The sequence below is a fragment of the Burkholderia sp. HI2714 genome, assembly GCF_002223085.1.
Taxonomy (GTDB): Bacteria; Pseudomonadota; Gammaproteobacteria; order Burkholderiales; family Burkholderiaceae; genus Burkholderia; species Burkholderia lata_D.
Genome location: NZ_NKFM01000037.1, coordinates 175,220 through 188,767, shown reverse-complemented (window position 1 = coordinate 188,767; position 13,548 = coordinate 175,220). Strand labels below are relative to the sequence as shown.

The 13,548-nt window shown below is 65.4% G+C and carries 10 protein-coding genes; 2 read left to right on the top strand and 8 right to left on the bottom strand.

Annotated features, from left to right (window positions below):
• Positions 1-151 precede the first annotated feature (151 nt).
• From cysS to betC, 4 genes are all read right to left on the bottom strand, one after another.
• Complete coding sequence (gene cysS / locus CFB82_RS21330; RefSeq protein WP_089485170.1) at positions 152-1,564, bottom strand: cysteine--tRNA ligase; 1,413 nt, start codon at positions 1,562-1,564, stop codon at positions 152-154.
• A gap of 372 nt (positions 1,565-1,936) precedes the next feature.
• A complete protein-coding gene (locus tag CFB82_RS21325) occupies positions 1,937-3,076 on the bottom strand; it encodes a porin (RefSeq protein WP_089485169.1) in 1,140 nt (379 codons plus the stop codon).
• A gap of 261 nt (positions 3,077-3,337) precedes the next feature.
• A complete protein-coding gene (gene choX / locus CFB82_RS21320; RefSeq protein ID WP_069252354.1) occupies positions 3,338-4,306 on the bottom strand; it encodes a choline ABC transporter substrate-binding protein in 969 nt (322 codons plus the stop codon).
• A 45-nt stretch (positions 4,307-4,351) separates the two neighbouring features.
• Entirely contained in the window at positions 4,352-5,887 is a 1,536-nt protein-coding gene (gene betC / locus CFB82_RS21315) for a choline-sulfatase (protein WP_089485168.1), read from the bottom strand.
• Between the two features lie 275 nt (positions 5,888-6,162).
• Between betC and CFB82_RS21310 the strand changes: the two genes are divergently transcribed.
• Both CFB82_RS21310 and purU read left to right on the top strand, forming a co-directional pair.
• The gene (locus tag CFB82_RS21310; RefSeq protein ID WP_089485167.1) at positions 6,163-7,068 is read left to right on the top strand and encodes a choline sulfate utilization transcriptional regulator; all 906 of its coding nucleotides are present in this window, start codon (positions 6,163-6,165) and stop codon (positions 7,066-7,068) included.
• 169 nt (positions 7,069-7,237) lie between these two features.
• A complete protein-coding gene (gene purU, locus CFB82_RS21305; protein WP_089485166.1) occupies positions 7,238-8,122 on the top strand; it encodes a formyltetrahydrofolate deformylase in 885 nt (294 codons plus the stop codon).
• 151 nt (positions 8,123-8,273) lie between these two features.
• On the opposite strand, the gene CFB82_RS21300 is transcribed toward purU, so the two are convergent.
• From CFB82_RS21300 to CFB82_RS21285, 4 genes are all read right to left on the bottom strand, one after another.
• Complete coding sequence (locus tag CFB82_RS21300) at positions 8,274-9,929, bottom strand: APC family permease (RefSeq protein ID WP_069252358.1); 1,656 nt, start codon at positions 9,927-9,929, stop codon at positions 8,274-8,276.
• Positions 9,930-10,116: 187 nt separating this feature from the next.
• Entirely contained in the window at positions 10,117-10,980 is an 864-nt protein-coding gene (locus tag CFB82_RS21295) for a glycine betaine ABC transporter substrate-binding protein (protein ID WP_089485165.1), read from the bottom strand.
• A gap of 134 nt (positions 10,981-11,114) precedes the next feature.
• A complete protein-coding gene (locus CFB82_RS21290) occupies positions 11,115-12,263 on the bottom strand; it encodes a hybrid-cluster NAD(P)-dependent oxidoreductase (RefSeq protein ID WP_069252360.1) in 1,149 nt (382 codons plus the stop codon).
• 29 nt (positions 12,264-12,292) lie between these two features.
• Entirely contained in the window at positions 12,293-13,534 is a 1,242-nt protein-coding gene (locus tag CFB82_RS21285) for an aromatic ring-hydroxylating oxygenase subunit alpha (RefSeq protein ID WP_069252361.1), read from the bottom strand.
• Positions 13,535-13,548 lie beyond the last annotated feature (14 nt).

Here is a 13,548-nt window from a genome sequence, read left to right as displayed (position 1 = left end):
ACGGTGCCGACGCGGCCAAAGCGCGATGATATGCCAACCGAGGAAAACGGGCCGCAGGCGCGGGTGCCGACGATTCCGGCGGCCACGCTGAGCGCGGCCGCCGGGTGGATGCCCGGCGACAGGATCTTCCGATGAAGGCGGCCCGCGCGCTTTACCGCGGTGGGCCGCCTGTATCGCTCGACCCCATCGCCATGCCGAACAGACGTTGCCCTTCCGGCGTGTCCTCGACTCTCCAGCCCTCGGCGCTCAACGCTTCCCGGATCCGGTCGGCTTGTGCCCAGTCCTTGTCCGCCCGCGCGCGCTCACGCTCACCGAGCAACACGCGAACATGTTCCGGAACGTCGAACGCAACCGGCCGCCATTCGCTCAACCCGAGACCCAGCACCGCATCGAAGCTGTCGACGGTCGCCTTCAGCGTGGCAGGCGGCAGGTTGCTCCTGACCAGATCCCACAGCACCGCGAGCGCCCTTGGCAGATTCAGGTCCTCGTTCACTTCGGCATCGAATCGCGCGGCGAAATCCGCATCGACGCGCCCGCCGTCCGGCCAGCCGGCATGGAGGTGCCGAAGTCGATTCAGCGCGGTGTGCGCCGCGTCGAGCGACGCCCACGTGAAATGCAGCTTGCTTCGATAGTGGGCCGTCAGGCACAGGTAGCGGTACGCGAGCGGATCGACACCCCGGCTCTGCAAGGTCTGCAGACGGACGAAATCGCCGCTCGACTTCGACATCTTCGTATCGGCGTCGAGCGTCAGGAAGTGCCCGTGCATCCAGTAGTTCGCGAGGTGCGTGCCGTGGGCCGCCCGCGTCTGCGCGATCTCGTTGCTGTGATGCACGGCGATATGATCCTCGCCGCCGCAATGGATATCGAACAACGTCCCGAGATACTTCGCCGACATCGCCGAGCATTCGATATGCCAGCCCGGAAAGCCGCGCCCCCACGGGCTGTCCCATTCCATTTGCCGCTTGACGTCGGCCGGGCTGAACTTCCACAACGCGAAATCCGTGATGCTCCGCTTCCCGCCCAATGCCACCCGCTTGCCCGCCTGCAACCCGGCGCGGTCCAGCCGCGCGAGATAACCGTAGTCGTCCTGCCGACTGGTGTCGAAGTAAAGGCCGTCGTCCGTCCGATAGACGTAGCCGGCCCGGTCGAGCGTCTCGATGAACGCGATCTGTTCGGCGATGTGATCGGTGGCGCGGCACCAGACCGTCGGCTCGAGCAGGTTGAGCGCGCGCCAGTCCCGGACGAACGCCTCGGTGTAGCGCCGGGCGATGGCCCATGCCGATTCGCCGGTCCGACGGCTGCCCTTCTCCATCTTGTCTTCGCCTTCGTCCGCGTCCGATGTCAGGTGGCCGACGTCGGTGAGATTGACGACGTGCCGGACCGCGTAGCCGTTGCGTTCCAGTACGCGGCGCAGGAGGTCCTCGAACACGTAGGTTCTCAGGTTGCCGATGTGGGCATCGTCGTAGACCGTGGGGCCGCAGCAATACATGCCGACCTGCCCGGCCCGGATAGGCGTGACGGGGCGCACGGTACGCGACCAGGTGTCATACAGCGCAAGCGGCATCGAGTTTCTCCGTCCCGAAGGTGTGGGCCCAAAAACAAAAAGGCCGCCTGTCTTGCATCACAGGCGGCCGGAAGGCGATTGCTTGAATGTTCAGCGAGTTCGCTAGACGCAACTTCCCCCTGGCATGTCCTGACAACATGCACGGATCAGCGACGAGGGGGAAAGGGCGAGATCAAGCATGCGGACGATGCTAGCGCCTATAGACGGCAATGGTCAATACCATCCGACCGCCGCTCCCCGGGCGGTGGCCAGGCGGCCGCACGGGCCGGACGCATTTCATGCCCGCTCGCGCCGGCAAAAAAAAGCGCGAACCGTGGTTCGCGCCAAAGAGAGACCCTTCGCTGAAGACGTCGCTGCCCCACACCACCCCGCTCAGAACGAATGCCGCATCCCGATCCGCACGTCGGCCTGCGTCTGCGTCGTCGACGGCGTGAAGCTGTAGCCGACCACCGCATCGACGCCTTGCGACGCGCGCAGGTAATCGCCGGAGATGTAGATATCGGTGCGCTTCGACAGCAGGTAATGCAGGCCGGCCGTGCCCTGGTTCCAGTGGTGGCCTTCGAAGCGCGTGTGCTGGTAGCCCGCGATGAAGCTCAGCGCCGGCGTGAACTGGTACAGGCCGCCGCCTTCGTACACCTGCATGTGCGACGACTGGCCGAAGCCCTTGATCGTCGTATACGAATAGTTGGCATCGAGCGTCAGCTTGCCGATCGTGTAGCTGGTGCCGATGCCGAACGTGCCCTGGCTGTCGACATCCATCGGCGTGTTCGCGAACAGGTCGGTGCGGGCGCCGGTCGCCGGATCGACGGTGACGGTCTGCTGGCCGAGGAACGTATGCGTGCCGATCATCGCGTACGGATCGAACGCATAGATGCCGTTCGGGTTGTTCAGGCGCGTGTACGCGGCGCCGATCGAGAAGTCGCCCTTCGTGAAGCTCGCGCCCGCGCTCCAGGCGCTGTTGCGATGGAAGTTGCCCGCGACATTGCCGAACGAGTACATCGCGCCGAACTTGAAGCCGCTGAGATCGTTCGACAGGAACTTCACCGAGTTCGGCAGGCGGTCGCCGTTGAAGCGGTCGAAGTCGCCCTGGTGGATCGCATAGCCGCTGCCCCACGCGGAGATGTTGTAGATCGATACGAGCTCGTTCGTGATGTCGAGCTGGTTGCCGAACGACAGCGTGCCCCAGTCGTTCTGCAGGCCGACATACGCCTGCCGGCCGAATTCCGCACCGCCGAAGCCGAGTTGCCCGTTGCCGAGGTGGAAGCCGCTCTCGAGCGTGAACACGGCCTTCAGGCCGCCGCCCAGGTCTTCGGTGCCCTTGAGGCCGAAGCGGTTCCCGTAGGCGACGCCGTCGTCGAACTTGACCACGTGCGAGCCGCCCGTGTTGTTCACGTACGTGATGCCCGCGTCGAGAATCCCGTACAGCGTCACGCTGCTTTGCGCATGCCCGATGGCGGGAATACAGGCCGCGCATGCAAGCGCGGCGGCTACGGCAACTTTCTTTTGCTTCATTGTCGACCACCCTCCCTGAACCGTTCGATGGATAGAATCTCGTCCCGGCGCGTGCCGCGATGCGCCGGTGGATTCCAATTCAGACCCGCCCCGCTGGCTTCGGCATTTCGTTTTCCGCAATAACGCAGCCATTGGCGAAAAATACAAACCCATATTTCGGGCCACCCGTCTGAAGGCGACACTAAATGGTCACGATGCGACGGATCGGGAAAACACGTAGACAGGCGGCACGGCAAAAACCGGCCGCCCGGAGGAAGGGAATCAGCGACCGTCGAGGGCCGCGCGCACGGCCGGCAGGCCCGGTGCGCCGGCCGCCGTCGTCACGCCGTCGAGCCAGCCCGCGACCAGCGCGGGCTCGGCCTTCAGCGCATGCTGCGCCGCGAGCGCGGGCGACGTCTTGTGGTCGAGCATGTCGGCGATCATCCGGTTCTCGACGTCGACCGAGAACGTCATCTGCCGGAACAGCCGCGCGAGGTTCGTGCACTGGCCGGCGAACCCGGCGCGCGTGACAGTATTGACCGTCGCGCCGCCGTAGTTCGGGCCGAAGTACGCATCGCCGCCCGACAGATACGTCAGATGGAACTTCGTGTTCATCAGGTGCGGCTCCCACGCGAGAAACACGATCCAGCGCTTGTCGCGCACCGCGCGCTCGACCTGCGTGAGCATGCCCGTCTCGCTCGATTCGACGAGCGACCAGTTCGCGGACCCGAGCACGTGGTCGGACAGCAGCCGCTTGATGTTCTGGTTCGCGGGCGCGCCGGGCTCGATCCCGTAGATCTTGCCGCCGAAGCGATCCGCATAGCGCGCAAGATCGGCGAACGTATGCACGCCGGCGGCCGCCACGTAATCGGGCACCGCGAGCGTGAACTTCGCGCCGCTCAGGTTCGCGTGCAGCACGTCGATCGATTTCTCGTCGACGAACGGCTTCACGAGCGGCGCCTGCGCGGGCATCCAGTTGCCGAGGAACACGTCGACCTGCCCTTTCTTGAGCCCCTGGTACGTGATCGGCACCGACAGGTTCGCCACGTCCTGCCGGTAGCCGAGCGCCTTCAGCACGACGCCCGCCATCGCGTTCGTCGCATCGATGTCGGTCCAGCCGGGCGCCGCCATCTTCACGTCGCTGCACGTCTGCGGGTCGGCGGCATACGCAGGCTGTATCGCCACCACGCACGCGGCGGCGGCGAGCGCCGCGCCGATCCTTCGGATTGCTGCATTGCGTTGCCGTTTCATGGTTCACTTCCTCCGTCGTTTTTCATTGACCGCGATGCGGTACGCTCAGCGCCCGACGCGCGGAAAACGCGCCATCGCCTCGAGCGTGTCGAGTTCGATGTGATTGCGCATGTAGCGCTGGCTCGCGTCGGTGAACGGCTGCCAGTCCCACGCCTGAATGCGGCCCTGCGTCGTCGCCGCGTAATGGAAGCGCCGGCGCCGCTGGCTCGCGCGCACCTGCCGGTCCAGCTCGGGCAGGTTCCAGCGCTGCGCGGCTTGCGCGCGGAACGCGGCAAGCACGTCGGCGGCTTCCGGCGTGCCGGCCAGGTTCGTCAGCTCGCGCGGATCGTCCGACAGGTTGTACAACTGGTCGGGATCGAGCGGGCAATGCACGTACTTCCAGTCGCCGCTGCGGATCATCACGACCGGCGCGACCGCGCCTTCCGCCAGGTATTCGCCGAGCGCAACCTCGTGGGCGGGCGTGCCGTGCAGGTGCGGCACGAGGCTCGCGCCATCGACAGGATCGGGCCAGCCGCCGGCCGGTGCGGCGCCGGCCAGGTCGACGAGCGTCGGCAGCAGGTCGACGTGCGACACCGGACCGCGCACGCGCGCGGCGTCGAAACGGCCCGGCGCATGCACGATCAGCGGCACGCGGCAGCCGCCTTCGAAGAAGGTCATCTTGTACCAGAGCCCGCGTTCGCCGAGCATGTCGCCGTGGTCGGACGTGACGATCACGATCGTGTCGTCGGCGAATCCGCATTGTTCGAGCGCGGCGAGCACGCTGCCGAACTGCGTGTCGACGTAGGACGTCGCGCCGTAGTAGGCGCGGCGCGCGGCGCGGATCTGCGCGTCGGTGGGCGGCGTGCGGTCGTTCTCGCAGACGAAGCGCAGCCGCTGCGAATGCGGGTCGCTTTCCGCCGCATCGAGGTGCACGGCCGGCATGTCGATCTCGTCGTCGCTGTATTGATCCCAGTATTCGCGCGTGATCGCATACGGGTCGTGCGGATGAGTCAGCGACACGACCATGCAGAACGGCCGCGCATCGTGCCCGGCCGCACGCTCGCGCGCGACGTCGTACAGCTTCTGCTTCGCGGCGAACGTGACTTCGTCGTCGAAATCGAGCTGGTTCGTGCGCACGCACGGGCCGGCCTCCAGCACCGAACTCATGTTGTGATACCAGCTCGGCCGCTCGGTCGGGCTGTCCCAGTCGGGCACCCAGCCGAAATCGGCCGGGTAGATGTCGGTCGTGAGCCGCTCCTCGAAACCGTGCAACTGGTCGGGCCCGCAGAAGTGCATCTTGCCGGACAGCATCGTCCGGTAGCCGCCCGCGCGCAGGTAGTGCGCGAAGGTCAGCGTTTGCGCCGGCAATTCGGCGGCGTTATCGTAGGCGCCAATCCCCGACGGCAATTTGCCCGTCAGCAGCGAGAAACGCGACGGCGCGCACAGCGGGCTCGCGCAGTACGCGGCGTCGAATACGACGCCTTGCGCGGCGAGACGGTCCAGTGTCGGCGTGCGCGCGACGCGATTACCGTAGGCCGGCAGCGCGAACGGCGTGAGCTGGTCGGCCATCAGGATCAGGATGTTGGGTGTCGGGTTCGTCATCGGCAGTCGTGGGGAAAACGGTGTTCGAATGGAACGGCGCGCCGCTCGCGCAGCGAGACGTCCGGCATGACGGAAACGGCTCGACGAAAGTGCCGCACGGGCGGGCCGCGCTGGCTAGAATCGCGGAATGCGTTGCGCGACGCCCGTGAAGCCGGCTTTGAAGCCGGCTTTGAAACGGGCCGTGAAGCGCAGGTACCGCACCGTCCGAAGCACTATCACCCGCCCGAATTCGCGCGGGTAGGCGTCCGGCCCTTATGGGGCCATTAGAGAGACTTATGTCGAAATCCGAACCGTTACCGTCGATGCAGGCGCTGCGCGCGTTCGAATCGGCTGCCCGGCTCGCGAGCTTCACGGCCGCCGCGCGCGAGCTCGGCTCCACCCAGCCGGCCGTGAGCCAGCAGGTGTTCCAGCTCGAAGCCGAACTGGGCGTGCCGCTGTTCGAGCGCAGCCCGCGCGGCGTCACGCTGACGGCCGACGGCGAGTGCCTGTACGAAGCCGTGCGGCTGAGCCTCGACACGCTGCGCGGCGCGACCGCGACCCTGCGCGCGCGCCGCGAGCACGGTGCGCTCACGATCGTCACCGACTTCGGCTTCGCGACCTACTGGCTGATGCCGCGCCTGGCCGGGCTGAAGCGCGTGATGCCGGATGTCGACGTGCGCGTCGTCACGTCACAGGATTACGACGCACAGCGCGACCATGGCGACATCGCGATCCTGTTCGGCGACGGCCACTGGCCGTCGTGCACCGCCGCACGACTCTTTCCGGAATCGGTCACGCCTGTCTGCTCGCCCGCGTTCCGCGACGCGCACCCGCACGTCGCGCGGGCCGAGCAGCTGCTGGCCCTGCCGCTGCTGCACGTGCAGCCGACGCGCCCCGAGCGCTGGCTGTCGTGGTCCGGCTGGTTCGACGCGCACGGCCTCGATACGGCCGCCGCCGCGCGCGGCGTGACCTTCAACAGCTACGCGCTCGTGATCCATGCGGCGCTGCTCGGCGAAGGCGTCGCGCTGGGCTGGTCGCCGCTCGTCGACGAACTCGTCGCGTCGGGGCAGCTCGTGAAGCTCGTCGACGCGCCGGTCGTCACGTCGCGCGGCTACTTCCTGGTGCGGCCGCCGCAGCGGCCCGAGCCGGACGCGACCCACGTGTTCCGGCGCTGGCTGCTCGACGCGTGCGCGAGCGCGTGACGGGCACATCCCGCCCCCGCGTGCTGGCGCGCCGATACCAGCCACACGGCGCGTTGGTTCTATCCGCCCCGAAATCGTCCTGATTTACTTGAGCCTCCCGCTACCCGCGCGGCGCGGCGCTTTCGTGCGCCGCCGCACGGCCGTGCGCCCATGCCATCCGAGGAGTCTCATGACCGCCGAGCACCGCCCCGATCAATTCGTCCTGACACTGTCGTGCGCAAGCGCGGCCGGCCAGGTCGCCGCCGTCGTCGGCTTTCTCGATCGCCATCGCTGCTATGTCGATGCGCTGAACGTGTTCGACGACGATCTCAGCAACCGCTTCTTCGTGCGCTGCGTCTTTCATCCGACGGATGAAACGCTGCAGATCGATGCGCTGCGCCACGAATTCGCGCCGATCGCGGCCAGTCTCGGCGGCCAGCAAGGCGACATGCAGTGGGCCATCCATGACGTGAACGCACGGCCGAAGGTGCTGATCATGGTGTCGAAGCTCGAGCACTGCCTCGCGGACCTGCTATTCCGCTGGCGGATGGGCGAGCTGAAGATGGACATCGTCGGCATCGTGTCGAACCATCCCGACTTCGAGCCGCTCGCCGCACAGCACGGGCTGCCGTTCCGCCACTTCCCGATCACGGCCGATACGAAGGCGCAGCAGGAAGCGCAGTGGCTCGACTTCTTCGAATCGAGCGGCGCCGAACTCGTGATCCTCGCGCGCTACATGCAGGTGCTGTCGCAGGAAACCAGCGCGAAGCTCGCGAACCGCGCGATCAACATCCATCATTCGTTCCTGCCCGGTTTCAAGGGCGCGAAGCCGTATCACCAGGCCCATGCGCGCGGCGTGAAGCTGATCGGCGCGACCGCGCACTTCGTCACCGACGATCTCGACGAAGGCCCGATCATCGAGCAGGTCGTCGAGCGCGTCGATCATGCGCTGCGGCCGGAGCAGTTGCTTGCGGTGGGGCGTGATGTCGAATCGCTCACGCTCGCACGCGCGGTGAAGGCGTTCATCGAGCGGCGCGTGTTCCTGAACGGGGACCGGACGGTGGTGTTTCCGTAAGCGGAAAGGCGTCGCGTTCGACACGCGGCAGAAACGAGAAAGGCTCGACCGGTATGTCCCGGCCGAGCCTTTTTTGTCGTCGCGCTGCGCGCGATGCGCCACGCGACGCTCCGTGTGCGGTTTCCGGAGCCGTCGCGCGTTCGCTACCGCGTCACTTCACCCACGCGAAGTAATACGACAACCAGATCGTCAGCCCCGCGCCAACCAGCGCAACGTAAGGCATCAGGTTCAGCCACATCGCGCGCTTCGGCACTTCGAGTTCCATGTCGCGCTGCATCTGCGCGGGGAACCGGCCGCGGTCCTGCCAGTAGTGGCGGAACAGGAACACCGGCACGATCAGCAGCATCGCGATCAGCCCGTTGCGCAGCGTGCCGTCGCCCTGCAGGTTCGCACCGGCGCCGACATAGACGAGGTTCGCATACCCGCAGATCGCGCCGCCGACGAGCAGCCACGTCGGGCAGCGGAACGGCCGATCCCAGTTGCCGCGATCCATCCGGTGGATCCAGCCCGACTGAAGATTCAGGAATACGAACAGCATGTAGCAGACGTTCGAGATCGACAGCACCGTCATGTAGTCCGACATCATCAGCAACACGAGGTTGAAGCCGAGATCGGTCCACATCGCGCGCGTGGGCGAGCCGTGCTCGTTCACGTGCGACAGGTACTTCGGCAGCCACCCGTCGACCGATGCCTGGTACAGCGTGCGCGACGAGCCCATCATCGACGTCATCACGATCAGCAGGATCGACAGCATCAGCATCACGACGACCGCATTCGCGACCCATGCGCCACCGCCGACGATCTTCGCCATCGCAGCCGCGACGCCGGTGCCGTCGCCGATCGCCGGATCGAGCATCGCCTGCGTACCGAGTGCGCCCTGGAACGCCATCGGCACGAGCGTCATCACGACGAGACACAGTGCGCCCGACCAGAAGATCGCCTTGGCGGTATCGCGACGCGGGTCACGGAATTCACGCGTGTAGCAGACGGCCGTCTCGAAGCCGTACGACGCCCAGCCGGCCATGAACATCGCACCGAGCGCCATCGTGACGCCCTGCCCGTTCCACGAGCCGAACGTCGCGGCCGTGAGATTGCCGTGCGCGTCGTGACCGAGCGGCAGCAGCGGGAGCAGGTTCGACATCGGCACGTCGCCCGTGATGAACGGCACGATGCCGACGATCAACAGCGGCGTGAGCGATGCGATGCCGAGAATGCGCTGCGTACGCGCAGCCTTCGATGCACCGCTGTGCTGAAGCTTGAACGTGATGAGAAGCAGGATCGTCGCGATGATGAACGTCGCATTGATCCGCAGGGAAAGACCGGGCTTGATGAACCCGAGATCCGCAACCTTGAGCTGCCAGTGCAGCACCGCCGCATCGGCGGGAAAGAGACTCGTGAGCGCATAGCTCGCCGCGAGGCCGCAGCCGAGCGCGAGCATCGGCGACCACGCGAGCCAGTTGCACCACACGGACACCGGGGCAATCAGCTTGCTGTAACGGACCCAGCCGATCGCGCCATACACGGACGCGCCGCCCGATTTATGGGGAAATAGCCCCGATATTTCCGCATAAGTCGCGCTTTGAACCAGCCCCATCGTGATCGCGGCGATCCAGATCGCCCACGCGGGCTGGCCGATCGTCGCGCATACGCCGCCGATCGTGAACAGTACGCCTGCCGGCACGCCGCTCGTCACCCAAAAAGCGTCTTTCCAGGTCAGGCCACGATGCAGCGTGTGGCCCGTCGAATCATGTGAGATGGTTGCCTCAACATCACTGGTGCGGTTCGCACGCAGTCCTGCCTGACTCATCCAATTCCTCCTGTGATGACTCCGCACAAGGGCGCTAGTGTAACAACTTACGCACTTTTTTGCAGAATCAAAAAAATAATTCCGGGATAAGGCCGTGTCGCAGTACGATTATTTCGCATTACTACCGACCTTTCCCGGACTGTCTCTTCATCTATTTATTGAGGCGATTCACCACTGGCTTACTGGCTTACTGTGCGCCTTCCGTCCACGCATTCACGCGATCCGTATGCGCGGCGATCCACGCATCGGCGGCTGCTTCCGGCTTCGAGCCGTTCTGGATCGCCAGCATCACGCTGTCGATTTCACCCGGTTTCCACTGGAATTTCTTCAGGAACATGACCACCGGCTTCGCCTTCGTTTCGAGCCCCGGATTCACGACGCTGTCGACGTGCTCCGCGCCGCCGAACACCTTCTTCGGATCCTCGAGGAAGCGCAGCTTCCACTTCGCGAACATCCAGTGCGGCGCCCAGCCCGTCACGATGACCGGCTTGTTCGCATTGACCGAACGCGACAGCTCGGCCGTCATCGCGCTGCCCGAGCTCGGCATCAGCGTGTAGTTCAGCCCGTAGCTCTTGATCGCGTCGTCGGTCTTGCGCATCACGCCGGCACCGGCATCGATGCCGACGATCCGGCCGCCGAAGCTGCCCTTCTCCGCATTGAGATCATCGATGCTCTTCGCCTTCACGTACGCGGGCACGATCAGGCCGATCTTTGCATCCGGGAAATTCGCACCGAGGTCGACGACCTTGGCCTTGTATTCATCCCAGTACGAGCCGTGCGTGACCGGCAGCCATGCGGACAGCGTCGCATCGAGATCGCCGCGCGCGACGCCCTGCCACATGATCCCGGCAGCGACCGGAACGAGCTTCACTTCATAGCCGAGCTTCTTCTCGATCACGCGCGCCGCGACGTTCGACGTCGCCACGCTGTCATCCCAGCCTTCGACGTAACCGATCTTCAGCGTGGGCTTCGTATCGGCGAGCGCCGATGCACTCAGCGCCACCATTGCCGACAGTGCGCCGGTCCACAACAGTTTTCCGAACAGCTTCATGGTCGATCTCCTTGATATGCGCACCGTGCGCGTTGCCTCTCTAGGTTCTTCAACCACAAATCCGCGGTATCGTTGTTTTCCGACGGATGCTTGTCCGGACGCGACGCGCCCGGACAGCCGATGGCGTGTTGCGACTACTTGTCGATCACGAGATCGGACAGCGGCTTGCTGCAGCACAGCAGCACCATCCCCTGGTCGATCTCGCGCTGGCGGATGCCGCCGTTGTGCTTCATTTCCACCTGCCCCGATACGAGCTTCACCTTGCAGGTGCCGCACATGCCCTGCGTGCACGAGGCCGGCAGCCGCACGCCCGACTGGCGAGCCGCATCCAGCACGTGCTGCTCCGAGCCGCACGAAATCTCGCGATTGCTCTTGGCGAAGCTGACCGTGTACTGCTTCGTCGCGGCGTCACCGCCTTCGACCGGCGGCACGAGTTCGGCGAGCACTTCGTCGCTCGCGGTCTGCGCAAGCGTTTCGAACGAGAAGCTCTCCTCGTGATACTGCTTGCGATCGAAGCCCGCTTCGTCGAGCAGGTCGCGCACGGCCTTCATGTACGGCGCGGGGCCGCACGTGAAGATCTCGCGCTCCATGAAATCCGGTGCGATCAGCTTCAGCAGCGGCAGCGTCAGGAAGCCCGTGACGCCCGGCCAGTTGGTGCGTGCACCGACGCGCTCGACGACGAACGACGTGCGGAAGTTCGTGTGGTTCGACGCGATCAGGTCGAGCTCACGCGCGAAGATGATGTCGTCCGGCGTGCGCGCGCTGTGCACGAACAGGATGTCGCGATCCTCGGCGAGATCATGGTGCGCGCGGCTCATCGACATCAGCGGCGTGACGCCCGAGCCGGCCGACAGGAACAGGTACTTGCGCGCCGGATGCCGCGCGCACGTGAATTCGCCGGCCGGGCCGAGCACGCGCACCGATGCGCCCGGCTGCAGGTTGTCGTGCAGCCAGTTCGACACCTTGCCGCCCGGCACGCGCTTCACCGTGATCGACACCGTGTGCGGCCGCGCGGGCGACGACGAGATCGTGTAGCAGCGGTTGATCGTTTCGCCGTCGATGTCGAGCTCGAGCGTGAGGAACTGCCCGGGCTCGAACGAGAACGAGCGGCCCTGCGGCGAACGGAAGAAGAAACTCTTCACGTCGTGCGTTTCCTGCCGCACGTGGCAGCACACCAGCGTTTCCTCGACGTCGCTCGTCCAGCGCTCGGGAAGGCCATTCCAGAACGCCGGGCGCGTCACCCGGCTGTCCGTCGGCTCGAAGTTGGCCGCATCTCGCATCATGTCTTGCTCCGCTTGTCCGCTTCTGGGTACTACGCGCCGGTTTTTTCGGCGAGCCGGCCGATGTACCAGGCCGAGAATTTTTCGACGAGACCTTCCGTGAACGGCGAATACGGGCCCGGCTCGTACGCGCTGCTGGTCGCGCCGCGCTGCGAGAATTCGACGAGCGCGCGATCCTGGTCGTTGGTCGCGTTCCACACGGCCGTGAGGTTCTTCACGTCGTAATCGATGCCTTCCTTCGCGTCCTTGTGCACGAGCCACTTCGTGCGCACGAGCGTCTTGCCGGCCGACAGCGGAATCACCGAGAACGTCACGATGTGATCGCTCATGAAGTGGTGCCACGAGTTCGGCTGCGTCCAGAACGACAGCCCGCCGAGGTCGGCCTTGTCGAAGCCGCCGAGCAGCTTCTTCGACGCGACCTTCGCATCGAGCGTCTGCGATTCGCCGTGGCGATCGAGCGGCAGGCGCTGCGTGCGGAAACCCGTCACGTCGAGCAGCTTTTCGATTTCGGCGGACGGCAGGCCCATCTCGGCCCACTCCTTACCGCGCCGCACGCAGGTTTCCGCGAACGCGTCCATGCCTTCGGCGTTGGCGTCGGAGCGCTGGTAGCCGAAGCCGTATTCGTACAGCGAGATGGTGAGCTCCGGATGGTTCGCGACGCAGTGGTAGCACTCGCGGTTGTTCTCCATCGTGAGCTTCCAGTTGCCTTCCTCGATGATGTCGATCTGCGCGGCGATCTTCGTGTTCGGCAGATCGTGCGGCAGCAGGTACGGCTCCATCTCGGCGCGCAGTTGCGCGAAGTCGGCGGGCGGCTCGTCGGCGAGGCAGACGAAGATCAGGCCCGCGAGGTTCTCGACGTGCACCGACTTCAGGCTGTGCTTGCAGCGGTCGAACTTCTCGCCCATGTGCTCGGCGAACATCAGCTGGCCAGTCAGGTTGTAGGTCCAGCTGTGGTACGGGCACACGATGTTGCCGACCGAGCCTTTATCTTCGTTGCACAGGCGCGCGCCGCGGTGACGGCACACGTTGTGGAACGCGCGGATCGCCATGTCGTCGTCGCGCACGATCAGGATCGAATCGCTCCCCAGTTCCACGGTCACGTAGTCGCCCGGCTCGGGAATGTCCGGTTCGATCGCCACCTGGATCCAGTGCTGGCGGAAAATCGCCTCCATGTCGAGCGCGAAGATATCCTCGCTCGTGTAGAACGGCGCCTCGAGGCTGTGCCCTTCCTTGCGCCGTTCGATCAATGCACGAATGTCTGCCGATACTTTCATCGTTTGCTCCGGAT